This window comes from Bradyrhizobium sp. B117 (genome assembly GCF_038969555.1).
GTDB lineage: Bacteria > Pseudomonadota > Alphaproteobacteria > Rhizobiales > Xanthobacteraceae > Bradyrhizobium.
Window position 1 is genome coordinate 7,943,998 of record NZ_CP152414.1, and the last position, 20,683, is coordinate 7,964,680.

Here is a 20,683-nt window from a genome sequence, read left to right on the forward strand (position 1 = left end):
TCATTGCGAGGAACGAAGCGACGAAGCAAGCCAGGATGCCGCCGCCGCGACTGTCTGGATTGCTTCGCTTCGCTCGCAATGACGGTGTGGGCGCAGATAAGCGCCACACCCTCGGTGTCATCGCCCGGCTTGACCGGGCGATCCAGTACTCCGAGCCGGTTATCGCTCAATCGATGGGCCGCGGCGTACTGGATGCCCCGCCTACGCGGGGCATGACAGCGGAGTTTGGCGCGCTATGAACTCCGCCGAGAGAAACCCTACTCCGCCGCGTCGCGCATCTCGGCGCGCTCGGCCCTTGCCGCACAGAATTTGAACTCCGGGATCTTGCCGAACGGATCGAGCGCCGGGTTGGTCAAGAGGTTCGCCGCCGCTTCGGCATAGCAGAACGGCATGAACACCATGTTCTCCGGCACGTCGCGGTCGGAGCGGACCTTGACCTCGACGGCACCGCGGCGGGTCTCCAGGCGAATGAAATCGCCCGGCGCGAGCTTCTTCCTGCGCATGTCCTTTGGCGACATGAACGCCACTGCCTCCGGCTCGATCTGATCGAGCACCTGGGCACGGCGCGTCATCGAGCCGGTGTGCCAGTGCTCCAGCACGCGGCCTGTCGAGAGCACCATCGGATATTCGGCGTCGGGCAATTCATCCGGCGGGATGACCTTGGCCGGCACGATCTTGCCGCGGCCGCTCGCGGTCGGGAAGCCCGTGGTGAAGATGATCTCGTTGCCGGGCTTGTTCGGATCGTCGGCCGGATAGGTGACGGCCCCTTCGCGCACCAGCCGTTCCCAGCTGATGTTCTTGAGCGACGGCATCAGCTCCGCCATCTCGGTATAGACGTCACCGGCGCCCGAATAATTCCACGGCAGGCCCATCCGCTTGCCGATCTCCTGGATGATCCAGAGATCCTGCCGCGCGTCGCCCGGCGGCTTGATCACCTGACGCGCGAGCTGCACGCGGCGATCGGTGTTGGTGAAGGAGCCCTCCTTCTCGGCGAAGGCCGAGGCCGGCAGGATGACGTCGGCGTGGAACGCAGTCTCGGTGACGAAGAGATCCTGCACCACGAGATGATCGAGCATCGCGAGCGCCTGTCGCGCGTGCTGGAGATCGGGATCGGACATCGCGGGGTTCTCGCCCTCGATATACATGCCCGTGATCTCGCCGGCGTGGATCGCGTTCATGATCTCGACCACGGTCAGGCCGCGGACAGGATCGAGATCCTGGCCCCACAGCTTCTCGAACGCGCCGCGCATGTCGTCGCGGCCGACCGGCTGATAGTCCGGCAGGAACATCGGGATCAGGCCCGCGTCGGACGCTCCTTGCACGTTGTTCTGGCCGCGCAGCGGATGCAGGCCGGTGCCGGGACGGCCGACCTGACCGGTGATCAGCGCGAGCGCAATCAGGCAGCGCGCATTGTCGGTACCATGAACGTGCTGGCTGATGCCCATGCCCCAGAAGATGATCGACGATTTTGCCCGCGCATAGGTGCGCGCGGCCTCGCGCAGCGTCTGCGCCGGGATGCCGCAGATCGGCTCCATCTTCTCCGGCGTGAACTCCTTGATCTTCTCCTTGAGGTCCTCGAACCCCTCGGTGTAGCCGGCGATGTACTGGTCGTCGGTCAGGCCCTCGGTGATGATCGTGTTGATCATCGCGTTCAGCATGGCAACGTCGGAGCCGGGCTTGAACTGCAGATGCTTGGTCGCATGGCGCGACAGCGTCTGCCGGCGCGGATCCATCACGAACAGCTTTGCGCCGTTCTGCTTGACGGCGTTCTTGATGAAGGTCGCGGCGACCGGATGGTTCACGGTCGGGTTGGCGCCGATCACCCAGATCACCTCGGCATCCATCGCCGCCGAGAACGGCGCCGACACCGCGCCGGAGCTCAGGCCCTCGAACAGCGCCGCCACCGACGAGGCGTGGCACAGACGCGTGCAATGGTCGACATTGTTCGAGCCAAAGCCGGTGCGCACCAGCTTCTGGAACAGATAGGCCTCTTCGTTCGAGCCCTTGGCCGAGCCGAACCCGGCCAGCGCCTTCACGCCCTTCTCGTCGCGGATCTTGACGAGGCCCTTGGCGGCGATGTCGAGCGCCTCTTCCCAGCTCGCCTCGCGGAAATGCGTGAAGGGATTGGCGGGATCGACCTGGTCGTTGGAATCCTTCTTCGCATTCGGCAGCCGCACCAGCGGCTTGGTCAGGCGATGCGGATGGTGGATGTAGTCGAAGCCGAAGCGGCCCTTCACACAAAGACGGTTGTGATTGGCCGGGCCATCGCGCCCTTCCGCATAGATCACCTTCTCGTCCTTGACCTCATAGGTGACCTGACAGCCGACGCCGCAGAACGGGCAGAGCGAATCCACCTTCCGGTCGGCGTAGGTGACGCGGGTCTGCTTGTCGTCCAGCATCACGGCCGGCATCAGCGCGCCGGTCGGGCAGGCCTGCACGCATTCGCCGCAGGCGACGCAGGTGGACTCGCCCATGGGATCGTCGAAGTCGAACACGATTTTGGAATCGTGATTACGATAAGCCATGCCGATGACGTCGTTGACCTGGACCTCGCGGCAGGCGCGCACGCACAGGCCGCACTGAATGCAGGCATCGAGATTGACGCGCATCGCCGGATGGCTGGCGTCGGTCTCCCAGCGCTCGGCCGCGGGGAAGCGGCTTTCGGTAACGCCCGTGGTCTCGGCCCAGTGCCAGAACTTCGAATCCGGATCGTGGCTGGTCTCGCGCGCCGGCTGGTCGGCGACCAGCAGCTCCATCACCATCTTCTGCGCAGCCGTTGCGCGCGCGGATTCGGTCTTCACCTTCATGCCGACCGACGGCGTGCGCTTGCACGACGCAGCCAGCACGCGCTCGCCCTCGATCTCGACCATGCAGGCGCGGCAATTGCCGTCGGGGCGATAGTCGGGCGCCGGCGAATAGCAGAGATGCGGGATGTCGCGGCCCTGGCGTTTTGCGACCTGCCAGATGGTCTCGCCGGGCTTGGCCTCGACCTGCTTGCCGTCGAGCTCGAACGTAATTTTCGTCATTCGGCCGCTTCCTTGAACTCGTCAGGGAAATACTTGATCACGGAGCTGAGCGGATTCGATGCCGCCTGTCCGAGCCCGCAGATCGAGGCATCGCGCATCGCCTGGCTCAATTCTTCCAGCAGAGCACGGTTCCAGACCGGCTTCTGCATCAGCAGCGCCGCCTTCTGGGTTCCGACGCGGCATGGCGTGCACTGGCCGCAGCTCTCGTCCTCGAAGAACTTCATCAGGTTCAATGCTGCCGCGCGCACGCTGTCCTTCTGCGACAGGATCACGATCGCGGCCGAGCCGATGAAGCAGCCGTATTTTTCCAGCGTGCCGAAATCGAGCGGAATGTCGTCCATCGACGCCGGCAGGATGCCGCCGGAGGCGCCGCCCGGCAGGTACGCATAGAACTGATGGCCGTCGGCCATGCCGCCGCAATATTCGTCGATCAGCTCGCGCACGGTGATGCCCGCGGGCGCGAGCTTCATGCCGGGATTTTTCACGCGGCCCGAGACCGAGAAGCTGCGCAGGCCGTGCCGCTCATGGCGGCCATGGCCCTTCCACCAGTCGGCACCCTTCTGGACGATGTCGCGTACCCACCACAGCGTCTCGATATTGTTGATCAGCGTCGGCAGGCCGAACAGGCCGACCTGGAACGGATAGGGCGGCTTGTGCCTGGGCAGGCCGCGCTTGCCTTCGATGCTTTCCAGCAGCGAGGATTCCTCGCCGCAGATGTAGGCACCGGCGCCGCGGCGCATGTGCAGCGTCGGACCGCCCGGCGGAAGCTTTGCGATCTCGCGCTCCAAAATCTCGCGCGAGGCCGGATATTCGTCGCGCAGATAGATGTAGACGTCGGACGCCTGCACCACATGCGCGCCGATCAGCATGCCCTCGATGAAGCGGTGCGGATCGGTTTCGAGATAATAGCGGTCCTTGAACGTGCCGGGCTCGCCCTCGTCGCCGTTGATCGCCATCAGCCGCGGACCGGGCTCACCCAGCACCGCGCGCCATTTGCGCCCGGTGGGGAAGCCGGCGCCGCCGAGGCCGCGCAGCGAGGCATCGTCGAGCGCATTCAGCAGATCGTCCTTCGACAATTCGCCGGAGCGCACGCGATTGAGCAGCTTGTAGCCGCCGCCGGCGACATAGGCGTCATAGCCGATATAATCAGGCAAATGCGCGTGGGTGTCATCGGCCTTCGCGGCCGCCATCACATTGGCGACGGTCGCTTGATCGACGAAGTTGTGGCCGACCTCAGCCGCCGGCGCGGTATCGCAGCGGCCGACGCAGGGCGCGCGCACGACGCGGATGCCGGGACCCGAGGCATCTTGCAAATCCGCGAGCAACTTTTCGCCGCCGAGCATCGCGCAGGTCAGCGAGTCGCAGACACGGATCGTCAGCGGCGGAACGTTCGGCTCGCCTTCCTTCACCACGTCGAAATGCGCGTAGAAGGTCGCGGTCTCGAACACTTCGGCGAAGGCGAGCTTCATCTCATCGGCGAGCGCAGCAAGATGCGCGGCCGAGATCTGGTGATATTTGTCCTGGATCAGGTGGAGATATTCGATCAGGAGATCGCGCCGCCGCGGGCGACCGCCGAGAAGCTGCTCGATCTCGTGCGCGGCGGTCGGATCGACCTGCCGGCCCTTGGGCGTGGCCTTGGCGCGTCGGCGCCCCTCGCCCGGATGCTCGAATTCCCTGACCTTGTGAACGTCGTCGTTGCTGCTCATGGAAACGTCGCGTTCTCCTCAAAAGCGCGATGACCTCAGGCGGGAATCGCCATCACGATCCGCCCTTTTTTCCAGACCGACCCACGGGAACCGCGTCGCCCCGCGTCCCGCGGATCAGGCCTCATTCCAGGCAACTCTAGCCTCTGGTATACCAGGTGCCAAGTAAATTTAGAACGTCTCTATAGTCATTTAGGGGGCGGACAGCCGCCCTGCCGCGCCCCCTTACGCAAACTGTTCGCGGGAACCTTGCCTCAGGTCTTGTTCATGCACTCTTCGATATAGAACCAGCGATCGTCGCCGATCAGGCCCTTCGACTTCACCTCGCCGCGACAGGCCTTCAGCTTCGGCTTATTGGCGGACCACTTCGCCTTCATGTCCTTCAGCTTCTGCATGGTGAGCTTGATCTTGCCCGGCTTGGCTTCGGTCGTCGCGGCCGGTGCAGCGGGCGCGGTCGCTGTCTGTGCCGACGCGGTGTGAAGGCCCGCGGCCAGCAGCATGGCAGCGAGGCAGATACGGGTGCGAAGCATTGAGGTCCCCCTAAGTCCCATTCCTGGTGATGTCTAAAAGGCGAACGCTGCGGGATGCAGATGAACATCCCGCAGCAGTCTCGACGGCGATCAGAAGATCTTGACCGCGCTTTCCAGCGTCTTCCAGACACCCCAGAGCAGGGGAATGCCGACGAAGGCCCAGAACAGCGCCGCCTTGGCATCAAGTCCGCCAAAGCCGATACCGTAGGAGCCGTGCGGCCCCGCGGCGGCCGCGCTGGCGCTGGCCGCCTGCAGCTTGGCAACGTCGGCCTCCTTCATGTGCCACTTCGCATCGACCGGCTTGACCAGGTAGTTACAGATCAGGCCCGCGATCAGCATCGCGCACAGGATGTACATCGTCGTGTTGTAGAGCTGGTCGCGCGGCACGCCGGCTGCGAGCTGGAACTCGCGGATGTAGTTCACCACGACGGGGCCGATGATGCCGGCGGTGGACCACGCGGTCAGCAGCCGGCCATGGATGGCACCGACGAACTGGGTGCCGAACATGTCGGCGAGATAAGCCGGCACGGTGGCGAAGCCGCCGCCATACATCGACAGGATGATGCCGAAGCCGAGCACGAAGAGGAGCTTCGAGCCCATCGCCGCGAAGGTCGGCGCCAGCGCGTAGAGCACGATCCCGAGGATGAAGAACGTGTAGTAGGTGTTCTTGCGTCCGATCTTGTCCGACAGCGACGCCCAGAAGAAGCGGCCGCCGATGTTGAACAGCGACAGCAATCCGGCAAAGCCCGCGGCGATCGCGGCGATCTGCGCCTTCTGGCCGGCGTCGAGCGCGTTGAAGCCCACATCCGGCAGGCCGATCAGCTTGCCGGCGAAGATCTCCTGCAGCATCGGCGAGGCCATGCCGATCACGCCGATACCCGCCGACACGTTAAGACAGAGCACCCACCAGATCAGCCAGAACTGCGGCGTCTTGTGCGCGTCGTTGAGATGGACGTTGTTCTTCGAGATCATCGCGTTCGCCTTGGTCGGCGGGGTCCAGCCCTCCGGCTGCCAGCCGGGCGGCGGCAGGCGATAGCGGAACGCGCCGATCATCATGAACACGAAGTAGATGACGCCCATCGCGACGAAGGTTTCCCAGACGCCGACGGAGGTCGGGCTCTTGAAATAGTTCATCAGAAGGTTCGCCAGCGGCGCACCGATCATGGCGCCGCCGCCGAAGCCCATGATGGCCATGCCGGTCGCCATGCCGCGGCGGTCCGGAAACCACTTCACCAGCGTCGACACCGGCGAGATGTAGCCGAGGCCGAGACCGACGCCGCCGATCACACCCGACCCCAGCCACAACAGCCAGAGCTGATGGGTGTAGACGCCGATCGCGCCGAGGAAGAGACCGCCGCACCAGCACAGCGCCGAAACGAAACCGGCCTTGCGCGGCCCCACCCGCTCCAGCCAGCCGCCCCAGACCGCCGCCGCGATCCCGAGCAGCACGAAGAACAGCGTGTACATCCACCCCATGCTGGCGACCTTCCAGTCGCAGCTGGTCGTGAACAGCTCCTGCCACAGCGAAATATCCCCGCAGGTCTTCGGCGCGGTCAATCCGATCGCGCGCGACAACGGCAGCCAGAACACCGAGAAGCCATAGGCCATGCCGATACAAAGATGGATGCACAGCGCCGCCGGCGGCACCAGCCAGCGATTGAAGCCGGCGGTCGCGATGGTCCGCTCGCGATCCAGAAAGCCCCCGCCGGCGCCCGATAGTGTTCCGGCGCCCTCGATTGTTGTCATGTAGTCCTCCCCTGCAGTTGCCCTTCTGAGCACCCTGCCGCTGCGATCCTGTTTTCTCAGCCCGTTGCAGCGCAGCCAATTGTCCCTGCTGCTCCGCAAAATCATCCGACGCGCGCCAGGATCGTCGCGCGCATCCGAAAAGTTAACCCCGCGAGCGGGGCGCTATGCCGATACGACGTGCATTGATCCGCGTATCGCAGACAAGACTCAACCTCCGCGCCTGCACGGAGATTGTCAATTGGGGCAGAAGCCGTGATTGATGTCGATAGACAAAAGGTCGGTATCAGCGCGGTAACGTGCTCAAGAACGCAGCGCACCATTGACGTCTGCTATCGGACCATTCGCTTTTTCTATCAAGAACACGATGCGCGCGTCGTTGCGCTCGGTGATCTCCACCGTGTCGCCCGTCTCGCGGATCAGGTTCGGAATGTCAATCACCGACAACGGATCGGTGCAGTGCACTTCGAGCTGATCGCCCGGCTGTAACGGCTTCAGCGCCTTGCGCGTTTTCAAGGCAGGCAGCGGGCATTTCAAGCCGGTGAGATCAAGCGTCGTTCTGGTCATGAGCGCAACATGGCGGGGCGAAGCGTTGGCGTCAACGAAGGGGCGTCAGAGCAGATCCGCATAGGATAGGAAACCCACGCTCTGGCCGGGCTCGACACGAATGACGTCCTCGCCGAGCTCGATGAGGCCGTCGGTGTCGACCAGCGACGACAACAGGCCGGCGCCCTCGCGCGGGAACTTGACTGCCTCCAGCGCGCCATCCTCTCCGCACCGCAAGGTCGCGCGCACATATTCGCGGCGGCCGATCTTCTTCTTGTAGGTGAACGCAGCGCGCACCGGGATCGGCAACAGCGGCTCGGGAAGGCTGCCGGCGAGCGCCAGCACCGTCGGCCGCACCACATGGACGAAGGTGACGAAGCTCGCGACGGGATTGCCGGGTAGACCAATCAGCGGCGTGCCCTCGATGATGCCCATCGCCACGGGCCGTCCGGGCTTGATCGCCATCCGCCACAACACCAGCGAGCCGATGCTCTCCACCGCCGCCTTGACGTGGTCCTCCTCGCCGGTCGAGACGCCACCCGTGGTGAGGATCAAGTCATGGCTGCCTGCAACCTGCTTCAAACCATTCGCGAGCGAAGTGCGCTCGTCGCGCAAGATGCCGAGATCGCTGACCTCGCAGCCGAGCCGGCGCAGCATCGCCATCAGCATGAAACGGTTGGAATCGAACAGCTGCGAGGCGGCGCGCGGCTCGCCGGGCGAGGCCAGTTCGTCGCCGGTCGAGAACACCGCGACGCGGATGCGCCTGATCACGTCGAGCCTGACAAGGCCGAAGGCCGCGGCAAGCGCGACATGCTGCGGCCGCAAGCGCTGGCCGGCGCGCAGCGCGATCTGTCCTTGAGGGATATCCTCGCCCGCAGGACGTACATTGGCGCCGGGCTTCAATCCCGCCGGCAGCACGATCTTGCCCGATGCATCGATGCGGACGTCTTCCTGCATGAAGACGGTTTCGGCGCCCGGCGGCATTGGCGCGCCCGTGAAGATGCGCGCAGTGTGACCCGGCTTGATCGGCGCGTGCGCAGCCCCACCGGCCTGGATGCGGCCATCGAGCGGCATCGCTTGCTCCGCGCTTTGCGGAAGATCGGCATTGCGCACGGCGTAACCGTCAACGGCCGAGTTGCTGAACGGCGGCAGCGGCAGCGGCGCCGCGATATCCCGCGCCAGCACGCGGCCATCCGCATCGACAAGCGCGACCGTTTCCAGATCAGTGATCGCGTTGACACGGGTCGTGATCAGGCCAACGGCCCCGTCGACCGACATCATCGGTCCGCCGAAGGCAAAGCAATCGTCAGACAGTTGCGCCATGGTGCCTCGTCAGCGCGTCGCAGCGCTTTTTGCCACCGCTTCCTCGACCGGCATCGCCGCCCGCAGCATCAGCGCCGCGGCAGCCTCGATATCATCGAGATGGACAGTCGGCAGCCGCGTGTCAATCGCGACATCGGTCGCGATCCCGGCAATGCCGGGATCGTCGGGAAACAGCAGCGGCTTGCCGTTGGCGGCGCGGTGCACCTCGATCTTGCGATGCGGCTCGCGCTTGAAGCCCTCGACCACGACGAGATCGACGGCGGACAGCTTGCTCAATAGTTCCGGCAGTCGCGGCTCGGCCGCTCCCCGCAACTCGTGCATCAGGGCCCAGCGGTTTGACGAGGCCACCAGCACCTCGGCCGCGCCCGCCTCGCGATGCCGCCAGGAATCCTTGCCGGGCACATCGACGTCGAACTGGTGATGCGCGTGCTTGATGACGGAGACACGCAGGCCCTGCGCGTTGAAATGCGGGATCAGCCGCGTCAACAGCGTGGTCTTGCCCGCACCGCTCCAGCCTGCAAGGCCGATGACTTTCATACCGTCCAATCTCCGCCAACGGCTCGCCAGCCGATGGAACCACCGTCCCCTCCCCGTCATTGCGAGCGGAGCGAAGCAATCCAGACTGCTGCCGCGGAAAAGTTCTGGATTGCTTCGCTGCGCTCGCAATGACGAGCGGAGGCATTTGCCCATTCCCCGCCATGCTTATATCGGCTTGACCGGAATGTCATGCTAACGTCACGGCCATGATGAAGATCGACAAAGCCCCGGTGCCCCTGATCGTCCCCAATCCGGACGACCCGCGCCTGACCCAGAGCGTGACCGGGACCGACCAGACCGGCGCCAGGGTCGAGATCAAGGTGCCGATGGAACGGCCGCTGACGCTCTATTTGAACGCCCAGGAGATCGTCACCATGATGACGATCGGCGACTATCCGGAATATCTGGCGCTCGGCTACCTGCTGAACCAGAACATGCTGAAATATAATGACGCCGTCACCGAGGTCGAATACGACGACGACCTCCAGGTGGTCGTGGTGCGCACCGAGCACCACACCAATTTCGAAGCCAAGCTGAAGAAGCGCACGCAGACTTCGGGCTGCGCGCAGGGAACGGCCTTCGGCGATCTGTTGGAGGCCGTCGAGAGCGTCGCGCTGCCAAAGGCCGAGCTGCGTACTTCCTGGCTCTACCAGATGACGCAGACCATCAACACCATGCCCTCGCTGTATCTGGAGGCCGGCGCGATCCATGGCTGCGTGCTGTGCAAGGAGGGCACCCCGCTCTGCTACACCGAGGATGTCGGCCGTCACAACGCCGTCGACAAGATCGCCGGCTGGATGTACCGCCACGGCGTCGATGCCAGCGACAAGATCCTCTACACCACGGGACGCCTCACCTCGGAGATGGTGATCAAGACCGTGCGGATGGGCATTCCGATCCTGGTGTCGCGCTCCGGCTTCACCGCCTGGGGCGTCGATCTCGCACGGCAGGTCGGCCTGACTCTGGTCGGCCGCACCCGCGGCAAGCGCTTCATCGTACTCGCGGGCGAAGAGCGCATCGTCTACGACCAGAACCTCGCTTACGTCGAGGAAGAGTCGGCCAAGCACAAGCGCAAGGGTGAAGGTGGTGACGACTAGCATTCCCGCGACGCAAGGCGTGCTGCTCGCCGGCGGCCTGGCACGGCGCATGGGCGGCGGCGACAAGCCGATGCGCACCATCGGCGGCCGCACCATTCTGGAGCGCGTGATCGCGCGCCTTTCGCCTCAGTGCAGCGGATTGATCCTGAACGCCAACGGCGATCCCACGCGCTTCGCAGCGTTCGGCTTGCAGGTGGTCGCCGACGACGTGCCCGGCTTCCCCGGTCCGCTCGCCGGCATTTTGGCTGCGCTCGACTGGACCGCGGCGAACCGTCCTGGCATCGAGTGGGTGCTCAGCGCCGCCGGCGACTGTCCGTTCCTGCCGCGCGATCTCGTCGCACGCCTGCACGAAGTGCGAACACGGGAGAACGCCCAGCTCGCGGTCGCGGCATCCGGCGATCAGTCGCATCCGGTGATCGGATTGTGGCGCGTCGCCTTGCGCAACGAGCTGCGCCACGCACTGGTCGTCGAGGACCTCCGCAAGATCGACCGCTGGACCGCGCGCTATCCGCTCGCGACGGTGACGTGGCCAGCCGAGCCGCTCGATCCGTTCTTCAATGCCAACACGGTCGAGGACATCGCCGAGGCTGAGCGGCTGGCGGCGCTGGATGACGCGTCGTAGCAGCTTTACGAGTTTGGAAACTCGTTGAGCAGTTGCGCCCAGATGATCGCGAAGGCGATCAGGCCGCAGATAGCTACGAGCGTGGTAAACCGCGGCAGCCAGTTCATCGCAACCAGCAGCCAAACCGGCAGGAAGAACAGCCCAAAGATCATGCCGAGCGGAAACACCGCGAGCCATTGAAAGCCGGTGCCGTCGCCCTGGGGGACATGGGCGATGAAATAGAAGGTGTAGAGCCAGAACAACGTCCCGGCAGCTGCGACGAGCGCGGCGATCTTGCGGAAATTAAGGGGTGTGGGCGCGGTCATGGCTTGGCTCATGCTCCTTGGTCGCGGTGGCGGCCGTTGGCGTTCATAGGACGATCGAACCGTACCGAGGCTGGAAGCGACCACTGATCGGGACATGCCTCCGGATCAGCCATGGTCAACTCTCTTCTGACGGCCGTCTTCGAAGTCGTCGATTTCGTGTTCGATCTCTCGGTCGCGATCGATCGCACGAAGCGACTGAGCGGACAGGCCACGGGCAGCGATCAGATCGTAGACGTCCCGCCTGACCCGAAGCCACTGCCACCTGCCGCCCAGCGCGCGCTCGCCGAGGCCGAGAGCAGGAACGCGCAAGAGAGCACGCCGCTCAAGCCGCCAGCGGCACCGACAAGGCGTCGTAGCCGTAGACCCAGCTCGTATCGGTCCGCTCTCTCAGCCAGATGTTGGCGCGCGAGGTTTCCTGCACCCGTGTCGTGCGTTCCTTGCGCGTCGCCTCGAAGCGGCGGAATGCGTCCGCGACGCCGTCTCGGTCGACACCGTCGAGGCAGCGCGACAGCACGGCAGCATCCTCGATCGCCATCGCCGCACCCTGTGCCATATAAGGCGTCATAGGATGACAGGCATCGCCGAGCAGCGTCACCTTACCGTCAGCCCAGCGCTCCAGCGCGTCGCGGTCCATGATCGCCCATTTGTGCACGTCGGGGCACGCCGCGAGCACTTGTCCGACCTGCGGATGAAAGCCTTCGAATGAGGCGCGCAGATCGCGCACGTCACCCTTGGCAGACCAGGACTCGATGCGGAAGTCCGGCTCGGGCTGGCTGGTGACGAGATAGACCTCGCTGCGATCAGGCTTGACGTAATAGATCACGATGTGGCGGTCTTTGCCCCACCATTTGGTGCAGTCGTCGATTGTCTCGCCGCCGAGCAGCGCCGCTGGATAGGTGGTGCGATAGGCGATGCGGCCGGTGAACCTGACCGGTGCGGTATCGAACAGGATATCGCGTACTGTCGAATGCACGCCGTCGGCGCCGACGACGGCATCGGCAACGGCGCTGGCGCCATCGGCAAAGGTGAGCCGGACGCCCTCACCGGTCTCGTCGAGGCCGACGAGCTTGTGGTTGAGCCTTATAAATTCATCCGGCACCACGCTCGCCAGCGCGGCATGCAAATCGCCGCGATGGGCGAGCAGATAGGGCGCGCCGAACTTCTCCTCCGCGCTCTCGCCAAAGATCATGTCGAATTTGATGTCGCCACTCTTCCAGTCGCGATTATTCCAGGAGCGTGGGTAGAACGACTGGCTGCGCATCCGTTGCTCGAGCCCCAGTGCGCGCAGCACCTTCATCGCGTTGCAGCCGATCTGGATGCCGGCGCCGATGCGGGCAAATTGCGAGGCTTGCTCGTAGACCATGACGTCGACGCCGACGCGCCTGAGCGCCGCGGCTGTCGCGAGCCCGCCCATGCCGGCACCGACGATCGCAACCGAAAGCGGCCTAGCCATCGCGTCCCCCACCCTGCCGCGCGACTTGAGCGCCGCGTCGTCGATCTAGAGCATGATCCGGAAAAGTGTAAAGCGGTTTTCCGACCAGATCATGCTCGAACAAGAATCTAAAGCGCGTTCACGCGCTTTAGGCGGGCCGGAAGCCCGCGTGCTCCAGCGCCGCACGCGCCTCGTCCGAGCCGAGCGCATCGAGAAAAGCCTGCACCGCCGGCCGCTGCTTGCGCGCCGTCACTAGCGAGAAGTCATAATGCTCTTCCGCGAACGGAATGAAACCGAGGCCGACCGCATGGGCGACCGGCGCAATGGTCATGCCCCAGTCGGCGCGATGCTGCGCGACGGCCGCGGCCACGGCGTTGTGCGAGCGCGGCTGGTTCCAGTAGCCTTCGGGACGCGCGCCGCCGAGCAGGCGGTCGATCAGGATGCGCGTGCCGGCGCCCTGGTTGCGGTTGACCATGATGCAGGCAGGGTCAGCGAGCGCAGCAGCGACAGCCTCCTTCGCGCCGAGCCCCTCGAAGCGCTTGTCGCCCTTGCGGAAGACGATGCCCTGCATCCGCCGCCAGCCCGGCACGAGCTCGAGCCCCTCGACGAGATAAGGCGTGTTGTAGGTCTCACTCTTGTCGTCGAACAGATGGATCGGCGCGAGGTCGCATTCGCCGCGCTTCGCCGCCGCGAGCCCACCGAGGCTGCCGACCGCGATCGAGCGGACGGTGAGGCCGGCATGCGCGAGCTGTGCCGTGACGAGATCGAGGCCGGTGCAGTGACTGCCGACAATGACGAGATCGGGCACGCGCACATGCGGCGTGAACAGCGTCACCTCGGCTTCGGTCCCGGCCGGCATCTGGTCGGCCAGCGCATCGATGCGCAGGAAGCCGTCGGCCTGCGCGAAGGACGTGATCGCACCGGAGCCCTTGCCGGATGGATAGGCGATCAGGCCGTCCTTGCCCTCGACCAGCGAGACCATGACGAATTCGGTGCGGCCGAGCTCGGAGGCGATGCGCACCGGCACGGTCGCATTCACCTTGGCATCGGAGCGCGGCGGCAGGCCGGCCATTTTTCGGAGGACCGGCACGATCATGTCGTGGAAAGTGAACATCGCCGAGGTCGGAAAGCCCGGCAGGATCACCACCGGCTTGCCATCGCACACCGCAAGGCACAGCGGCTTGCCCGGCTTGAGCGCCACGCCATGCGCGATGATGCCGGGTGCCCCGAGCCGGCCGATGATGCGATGGGAAAGGTCGCCGGCGCCCTTCGACGTGCCGCCTGAGAGCACCAGCATGTCGGCGTCCGCCAGCGCGCTGCGCATGGCGGCTTCGAGCTTTGCCTCATCGTCGGGAATAGCGCCGAGGAAGATCGCCTCGCCGCCATTCTCGTTGATCGCCGCGGTGACGATCGCACCGTTGGTGTCGTAGATCGCGGCCGACGCCAGCGCTCCGCCGGGCTGCACCAGCTCGTCGCCGGTGGAGATCACGGCAACGCGCGGCTTGCGCGCGACTTTCACCTCGGCGATGCCGCAGGCCGCGAGCATGCCGATCTCGCGCGAGCCGATGATCGTGCCGGCGCGCAGCAGCGCCTCGCCGCGCACGATGTCGGAGCCTGCGTAGGAGACGAATTGGCCAGGAGACGTCGCGCGGCGGATGTCGATCGCATCCGAGCCGGCCGGCTGGGTATACTCGACCATGACGACGGCGTCGGCGCCGCGCGGCAGCGGACCACCGGTCGCGATGGGCGTTGCGGTTCCCACTGCGACTTGCAGCGCCGGCGCGGTGCCGCAATGGATGGTCTCGCCGTTCAGCACAAGGCGAACCGGTGCTCCTTCGCCGGCAGCGGAGAGGTCGGACGAGCGCACGGCAAAGCCGTCGACATTGGAGCGGTCGAACGGCGGCACATCGATCGGTGCCGTGACGTCTTCGGCGAGTGCCGCGCCGAGCGCAGCACCGAGCTTGCGCGTCTCATTCGGAAGCGCACGCGGGAACAGCGCCGCCTCGAAGCGCGCCAGCGCCTCCTCGCGCGAGAGGATCTTGAGGAACTGCTCCTGTTCGAGCGCGCTGCGGTCTGGCGATTGCGGGATCATCGTCATGCCGGAACCCATGTCACTCCCGGATCAGATAAGCATCGATCGGCACGCCCGCCGCAAATCCTTCGTGGCTGCCGGGAATGAGCAGCCATGCATCCGCGCGGGCGATCGCCTGGAGCGGCCACTCGCCGACCGCAATCGGCATCCATGTCTTATGTTCCTCAACCAGCAGCGCGATCTCGGCGATGCCGACGCTGGATGCAATTTTTTGCGCGAGCGGCAAGGTCACCTGCCGGCGCGGCTGGCGCGCCGCCAGACGATCGACCAGCGGAAGCACCAGCGCGAGCCAGCCCACGAGCGCATGATCCGGCGATCCCGGCAGGGCCACTGCGGGAACCTTGCCAAGCCGCGCGACGGCGGCGGTGCGTCCGGGTTGGAGCGCGAGGCCATGGGCAAGCACATCGCCGCGCTGGGCCAGCGCCATGATGGCGGCATCCCGGCGGCCGACCCCGCTACCGCCGATGGTCACCATCACATCGCAGGAGGAGGTATCGAGCACAGCGGCAATCGATGCCTGATCGCGCGCATCGGCCTCGAACGTCGTCACATCGAGTCCCGCTGCGCGCGCGATCCCGGCGATCATATGCGCCGTTGCCGTTGCGCCCGGCACATTGACGATGCGCAGCCGCGGCCGCCGCACGCTGAGCTTTGCCAAGCCCGCGACGCCCGCGACGAGCAAATCGGCTGCACTGACCGAATGTCCCTGTCTCCCGGCAGGCGCGCGATCCGGGATATCGCTGCCGGCGCGCCTGACGCCCTGCCCCGGCACGCCCTCGGCCAGCACCTGGACCAGCGGGCCCGACACCTCGACCGCATCGGCGTCGAGCACGCAGTCGCATCCCCCAGGCACCGCGTCGCCCGCTTCGACCCACGTAGGCGCCGCTAGCAGAGGCAGCGGTGAATAGGCGGATGCGCCGACGAGATCATTGGCGCATAGCGCCCAGCCGTCTGTGGCGGCGAGATCGTGAGACGGATAGGCTCGGAGCAGCGGAGTGCCCGCCGCGATGCAGCCGGCCGCTTCGGTCAGCGGCAATTCCACCGGCGCAAGCGGATCAACACCGCGCAGCAGCGCGGCGAGCGCGACGTCGAGCGATGTGAGCGAGGGCGGCAAGCGCTGGGTCATGCGCCATGATGGACCATGCATCGCCCGGTTTGGCAACCGCTGACGATCCGGACATCAGCCGCCCGACCTGTCCGCATTCGGAAAGAACAGCTGCTGTCCGTCGACCTTGTAGCCGGCGATCGCGGCCTGCCCCTCCGGCGAGGTCAGCCAGTCGACGAAGGTCTGCCCCAGCTCCTTCTTCACGTCGGGAAACTTCTCGGGATTGACCAGCATCACGCCGTACTGGTTGAGCAGCCGCTTGTCGCCTTCGACGACAATGTCGAGATCGCCGCGCTCCTTGAAGGCGATCCAGCTGCCGCGATCGGACAGCACATAGGCATTCGCGGCGCGCGCGGCCTCGAGCGCCGCGTTCATGCCCTGCCTCGCCTCGCGATACCAGGCGCCCTTGGCGCTTGCGATGTCGATGCCGGCGATGATCCAGAGCGCGAGCTCGGCTGCGTGGGTGCCCGAGCGATCGCCGCGCGTCACGAACGGCGCGCCCTTGGCCTCGATCGCCTTCAGCGCGGTCGCGATGTCCTTGCCCTTCACGCCGGCGGGATCGCTCTTCGGCCCGATCAGCAGATAGTCGTTGTACATCACGTCGTAGCGCTTCGATGCAAAACCGTCGGCGACGAATTTCTCCTCTTGCGGTCGCGCATGCATCAGCACCACGTCGGCTTCGCCCCGACGCGCGCCCTCGAGCACCTCGTCGGCGCGCCGCGCGATCACGGTGACGTCGATGCCGGTCTTGTCGCGAAAGATCGGCAGGAGATAGTCGAGCAGGCCGGACTCCTGTGTCGATGCGGTCGTCGCCAGCACGATCGAGCGGTCCTCCGCGGATGACGCCGCAACGGCAAGGCCGCAGAGAAGCGCAAGCAGAGCGGAGAGGCGGCGAACGGCCATGGACGGGTTCCCTCGGATATGACGCGGTCATGATGATGATCGATTGCGCCGCACTCGTGACGCATTGCCATTCCGCGGCCCCGGGTCTCGACAACGACAGATAGAGCCGACATCTGACCACCACCAGCAGCAGACTTCGCCGCACCGGCGCAAACCGTTCAAAGGCGTGACACTCGGGAAAGTTCGGCAACGCTGCGACGCTCATCTCGATCGCGATCGCAACCCTCGCACCATGTGCGTGCAACAGGATCGTTCACCAAAGCAAAAATCGCGCGCGCGGATGTGTTGCAAAGCAACGAGATCATCGTGCATGGTTCCGATGAACACAAATTGAAATGCAGAATTCCACCTGCGTCGAACGTCAAAAAGAAGCAAGAATTTGCATAGGAATGCAGGATGGAATTCCTGACGACCAGCGAAGCCGCCGACTATCTCCGGCTCGGCGAACGCAAGCTCTACGAACTCGTCACCAACGGCGCGATCCCGTGCACCAAGGTGACCGGCAAGTGGCTCTTCCCGCGGCACGAGCTCGACCTCTGGGTGCTGTCGGGCCTCGCGCGTCCCGCCGGCATGCTGATCGCGGAGCCGCCGCCGGTCGTGGGCGGCAGCCAGGACGAGCTGCTGGATTGGAGCCTGCGCGAATCCGGCTCGGGCCTGGGATCGATGAGCGAGGGCAGCGCGCGCGGGCTCGAGCGCTTGCAGCGCGACGAGGTGATGGCGGCCGCGGTGCACTTCCACAGCCTCGACGCCGACGGCAATCTTGCCGCCGACGCCAGTGCGACGGCGCTGCGCGATGCGCCGGACCTGCATGATGCGGTGCTGGTCGCGTTCGTGCGCCGCGAGCAGGGGCTCGTGCTGTCGCCGGGCAACCCGAAGCGGCTGCGCGGCCTCGCCGACGTGCTCGCGCTCGGCGCCAGGATGGCGATGCGGCAACAGGGCACGGGCGCGCAGATGCTGCTCGACGTGCTGTTGAAGCGCGCCGGCGCCTCGACGCGGGATTTGCACCGGATCGAGACGCCGGCCCTGACGGGTCCGGACCTCGCCGAGATCGTGCGCGCGGGACAGGCCGATTGCGGCGTCGCGACGCGGGCGGTGGCGCGCTCGGCCGGGCTCGATTTCGTGCCGCTGGTCTGGGAGAATTTCGATCTTGCGATGCGGCAGCGCAGCTATTTCCGCCCCGCCATGCAGGCTCTGATCCGGTTCCTGAACGAGCGGCGGCTGCGCCAGCGCGCCGAGGAGCTGACCGGCTATGATCCCTCGCCCGCAGGACAGATCCGCTTCGCAGCCTGACATTGACGCCCGCCCCCTAATAGTTGCAAAAGAAACCAATTCAGCCGGGCCATACCCGGGGCAACACCGGCCAACGTGCCGGATCAGGGGAGGACAAGCGTGAACCCAGCGAGATTTGGACTGCCGGTCGCGGCTGCCTTGGTGGCAGCGCTATTGCCGGGTGCCGCAATGGCGCAGGTGTCCGACAACGTCGTCAGGATCGGCGTGCTCACCGACATGAACGGCCCCGCCTCCGCGCCGACCGGCCAGGGCTCGGTGACCGCGGCGCAGATGGCGATCGATGATTTCGGCGGCACCGTGCTCGGCAAGCCGATCAGCATCGTGATCGGCGACCACCAGCTCAAGGCCGACATCGGCGCCGGGATCGCGCGGCGCTGGTACGACGTCGACCAGGTCGATCTGATCGTCGACGTGCCGGTCTCCGCCGTCGGCCTCGCGGTGCAGAACATCGCCAACGAGAAGAAGAAGCTGTTCATCACCCACTCCACCGGCACCGCGGATTTCCACGGCAAGTTCTGCTCGCCTTACGCGATGCAGTGGGTGTTCGACACCCGCGCGCTCGCGGTCGGCACCGCGGATGCGGTGGTGAAGCGCGGCGGCGACAGCTGGTTCTTCATCACCGACGACTACGCCTTCGGTCACTCCCTCGAACGCGATGCTTCCAGCGTCATCACCGCTAATGGTGGCAAGGTGCTGGGCTCGGTGAAGCCGCCGCTGGCAACGCCCGACCTCTCCTCCTTCGTGCTGCAGGCGCAGGCCTCCAAGGCCAAGATCATCGGCATTGCGGCAGGCCCGCCCAACAACATGAACGAGATCAAGACCGGCTCGGAGTTCGGCGTGTTCAAGGGCGGCCAGCAGATGGCGGCGCTGCTGGCGCTGATCACCGACATCCACGGCCTCGGCCTGCAGGCCGCGCAAGGCCTGCTCCTGACGACGTCGTTCTATTGGGACATGGACGACAAGACCCGCGAATGGTCGAAGCGCTACTTCGCCAAGATGAACAAGATGCCGTCGATGTGGCAGGCCGGCGTCTACTCGAGCGTGATCCACTATCTCAACGCCATCAAGGACGCCGGCACCGACGATCCGCTCAAGGTCGCGGCGAAGATGCGCGAGAAGCCGGTCGAGGATTTCTTCGCCCGCAACGGCAAGATCCGCGAGGACAATCTGATGGTGCACGATCTCTGGCTGGTGCAGGTGAAGACGCCGGAGGAGAGCAAGTATCCGTGGGACTATTACAAGATCCTCACGACGATCTCCGGCGAGAAGGCGTTCGGGCCGCCGGACCCGGCGTGCGCGCTGGTGAAGAAGTGATGGTGTAGCGAAACACACAACTCGTCATGCCCGGGCTTGACCCGGGCATCCACGTCTTTCCTCAATCGCGGTGACGCGTGGATGGCCGGGTCAAGCCCGGCCATGACGGTGGCGGGCGTGGCCGCGTCCTATTTCACCACCCCGATCTCGCGAAAGTACTTCATCACGCCTGGATGGATCAGCTCCGCCTTCGGCGCGGCCGCGACCGTGTTTGCGGCCGTGGTCTCGCAGGCCTGCGCGAGCTGCTTGCAGAAGGTGGCCTCGACGCCATGCAGAGTCTTCGCCAGTCGATAGGCGACATCGTCGGGCAGGTCCTCGCGCGTGAGGACGAAACTCCAGGAGCCGAGCGAGGCGATCGGCTCGCTCTGCTTGGGATAGGAGCCGGCCGGCACGGTCATCGGCTTCAGGAACGCATGCTTGGCGCGGATGCGCGTGATCTCCTCCGCGCTCGGCGCAATGAAGCGCGCGCCTGACGCGCTGGATGCCACCGCGGCGAAGCCGGGCCAGCCAATGCCGGCGCCCCAGAGAGCTGCGACGCGGCCGTCCTCGACCATCGCGGGGCCATCGCCAGCGCGGTCGAGATAGATGGCCTTGAAATCCTCATCCTGCTTGAGGCCAAGGCCATCGAGCACGTAGCGCGCCAGGATCGGCAGGCCCGAGCCTTTTGCGCCGAACGCGACGGGCTGGCCGACGAGATCGCGGATGGTCTTGTAGGGACTGTCCGCGCGCACAACGAACATGCCGGGGTTGGAATAAATCGCCGTCAAGATCCTCAGCCGCACCGGCGCGCGGCCGATGCCGGCAAAGGCCTCATAGGCCGGCTCGCCCGCGACCAAAGCGAGATCGAGCTCGCCCTTCTCCAGCAGCGGAATGTTCTCGTTGCTGCCCTTGGTGTTGCGCGGCGTGATGGTGATTTGCGGATCGGCCGCGTTCATCACCTCGGCAAAGGCATTGCCATAAAGCGGGAAGCCGCCGCCGGGCGTCGCGGTGCCGAGGCTGAGTGTCGTGGTCGGAATGGCCTTGCCTCCGGTTTGAGCAGCGGCGGTGGTGAAGGGCAGCACCGCTGCGAGAAGGAGAATTGCGAATCTCATGGTCAGTCCCGGCGGCCTGCGTCA

Annotated in this window: 18 protein-coding genes; 4 read left to right on the top strand and 14 right to left on the bottom strand. The window is 65.5% G+C overall.

The window, feature by feature from the left end:
• Positions 1 to 257: 257 nt before the first annotated feature.
• The 7 genes from fdhF to mobB all read right to left on the bottom strand — a co-directional run bounded on the left by fdhF (position 258) and on the right by mobB (position 9,408).
• Entirely contained in the window at positions 258 to 3,026 is a 2,769-nt protein-coding gene (fdhF, locus tag AAFG16_RS38480) for a formate dehydrogenase subunit alpha (protein WP_283081504.1), read from the bottom strand.
• Positions 3,023 to 4,732, bottom strand: a complete 1,710-nt coding sequence (locus tag AAFG16_RS38485; RefSeq protein ID WP_342733793.1) for an NADH-ubiquinone oxidoreductase-F iron-sulfur binding region domain-containing protein — start codon at positions 4,730 to 4,732, stop codon at positions 3,023 to 3,025. Before AAFG16_RS38485 ends, fdhF begins: the two co-directional genes overlap by 4 nt.
• Positions 4,733 to 4,983: 251 nt before the next feature.
• Entirely contained in the window at positions 4,984 to 5,259 is a 276-nt protein-coding gene (locus AAFG16_RS38490) for a hypothetical protein (RefSeq protein WP_342733795.1), read from the bottom strand.
• A 90-nt stretch (positions 5,260 to 5,349) separates the two neighbouring features.
• Positions 5,350 to 7,005, bottom strand: coding sequence for an OFA family MFS transporter (locus AAFG16_RS38495; RefSeq protein ID WP_342733797.1), 1,656 nt, complete (start codon positions 7,003 to 7,005; stop codon positions 5,350 to 5,352).
• Between the two features lie 300 nt (positions 7,006 to 7,305).
• Positions 7,306 to 7,569 (bottom strand): sulfurtransferase TusA family protein, encoded by a 264-nt coding sequence (locus AAFG16_RS38500; RefSeq protein ID WP_283081508.1) that lies wholly within the window; start codon positions 7,567 to 7,569, stop codon positions 7,306 to 7,308.
• Between the two features lie 45 nt (positions 7,570 to 7,614).
• On the bottom strand, positions 7,615 to 8,871 hold the full coding sequence (gene glp, locus AAFG16_RS38505) for a gephyrin-like molybdotransferase Glp (protein WP_342733799.1): 1,257 nt from the start codon (positions 8,869 to 8,871) through the stop codon (positions 7,615 to 7,617).
• 9 nt (positions 8,872 to 8,880) lie between these two features.
• On the bottom strand, positions 8,881 to 9,408 hold the full coding sequence (gene mobB, locus AAFG16_RS38510; RefSeq protein ID WP_342733801.1) for a molybdopterin-guanine dinucleotide biosynthesis protein B: 528 nt from the start codon (positions 9,406 to 9,408) through the stop codon (positions 8,881 to 8,883).
• A gap of 206 nt (positions 9,409 to 9,614) precedes the next feature.
• On the opposite strand from mobB, the gene fdhD reads away from it, so the two are divergent.
• Positions 9,615 to 10,505 (top strand): formate dehydrogenase accessory sulfurtransferase FdhD, encoded by an 891-nt coding sequence (gene fdhD / locus AAFG16_RS38515; protein ID WP_028134660.1) that lies wholly within the window; start codon positions 9,615 to 9,617, stop codon positions 10,503 to 10,505.
• Positions 10,486 to 11,127: a molybdenum cofactor guanylyltransferase MobA gene (mobA, locus tag AAFG16_RS38520; protein ID WP_342733805.1), complete on the top strand. Its 642-nt coding sequence runs from the start codon at positions 10,486 to 10,488 to the stop codon at positions 11,125 to 11,127. The genes fdhD and mobA overlap by 20 nt, the downstream gene beginning before the upstream one ends.
• Before the next feature lie 5 nt (positions 11,128 to 11,132).
• On the opposite strand, the gene AAFG16_RS38525 is transcribed toward mobA, so the two are convergent.
• From AAFG16_RS38525 to AAFG16_RS38550, 6 genes are all read right to left on the bottom strand, one after another.
• The gene (locus tag AAFG16_RS38525; RefSeq protein ID WP_342733807.1) at positions 11,133 to 11,432 is read right to left on the bottom strand and encodes a hypothetical protein; all 300 of its coding nucleotides are present in this window, start codon (positions 11,430 to 11,432) and stop codon (positions 11,133 to 11,135) included.
• A gap of 105 nt (positions 11,433 to 11,537) precedes the next feature.
• A complete protein-coding gene (locus tag AAFG16_RS38530; protein ID WP_342733809.1) occupies positions 11,538 to 11,741 on the bottom strand; it encodes a hypothetical protein in 204 nt (67 codons plus the stop codon).
• Positions 11,742 to 11,754: 13 nt separating this feature from the next.
• The gene (locus AAFG16_RS38535; RefSeq protein WP_342733811.1) at positions 11,755 to 12,885 is read right to left on the bottom strand and encodes an FAD-dependent monooxygenase; all 1,131 of its coding nucleotides are present in this window, start codon (positions 12,883 to 12,885) and stop codon (positions 11,755 to 11,757) included.
• 127 nt (positions 12,886 to 13,012) lie between these two features.
• Complete coding sequence (locus AAFG16_RS38540) at positions 13,013 to 14,962, bottom strand: molybdopterin biosynthesis protein (RefSeq protein WP_342741036.1); 1,950 nt, start codon at positions 14,960 to 14,962, stop codon at positions 13,013 to 13,015.
• 13 nt (positions 14,963 to 14,975) lie between these two features.
• A complete protein-coding gene (locus AAFG16_RS38545) occupies positions 14,976 to 16,082 on the bottom strand; it encodes a molybdopterin-binding protein (protein WP_342733813.1) in 1,107 nt (368 codons plus the stop codon).
• A 54-nt stretch (positions 16,083 to 16,136) separates the two neighbouring features.
• Positions 16,137 to 16,964 carry a substrate-binding domain-containing protein gene (locus AAFG16_RS38550; protein ID WP_342733815.1) on the bottom strand — a complete coding sequence of 276 codons (828 nt, stop codon included), beginning with the start codon at positions 16,962 to 16,964 and terminating at the stop codon, positions 16,137 to 16,139.
• Positions 16,965 to 17,360: 396 nt separating this feature from the next.
• Between AAFG16_RS38550 and AAFG16_RS38555 the strand changes: the two genes are divergently transcribed.
• Positions 17,361 to 18,254 carry a helix-turn-helix transcriptional regulator gene (locus AAFG16_RS38555; RefSeq protein ID WP_342733817.1) on the top strand — a complete coding sequence of 298 codons (894 nt, stop codon included), beginning with the start codon at positions 17,361 to 17,363 and terminating at the stop codon, positions 18,252 to 18,254.
• A 99-nt stretch (positions 18,255 to 18,353) separates the two neighbouring features.
• Complete coding sequence (locus AAFG16_RS38560; protein WP_342733819.1) at positions 18,354 to 19,568, top strand: ABC transporter substrate-binding protein; 1,215 nt, start codon at positions 18,354 to 18,356, stop codon at positions 19,566 to 19,568.
• A gap of 128 nt (positions 19,569 to 19,696) precedes the next feature.
• Here the strand turns inward: AAFG16_RS38560 and AAFG16_RS38565 are convergent, their stop codons facing one another.
• Positions 19,697 to 20,659: a TAXI family TRAP transporter solute-binding subunit gene (locus AAFG16_RS38565; protein ID WP_342733821.1), complete on the bottom strand. Its 963-nt coding sequence runs from the start codon at positions 20,657 to 20,659 to the stop codon at positions 19,697 to 19,699.
• Between the last annotated feature and the right edge of the window lie 24 nt (positions 20,660 to 20,683).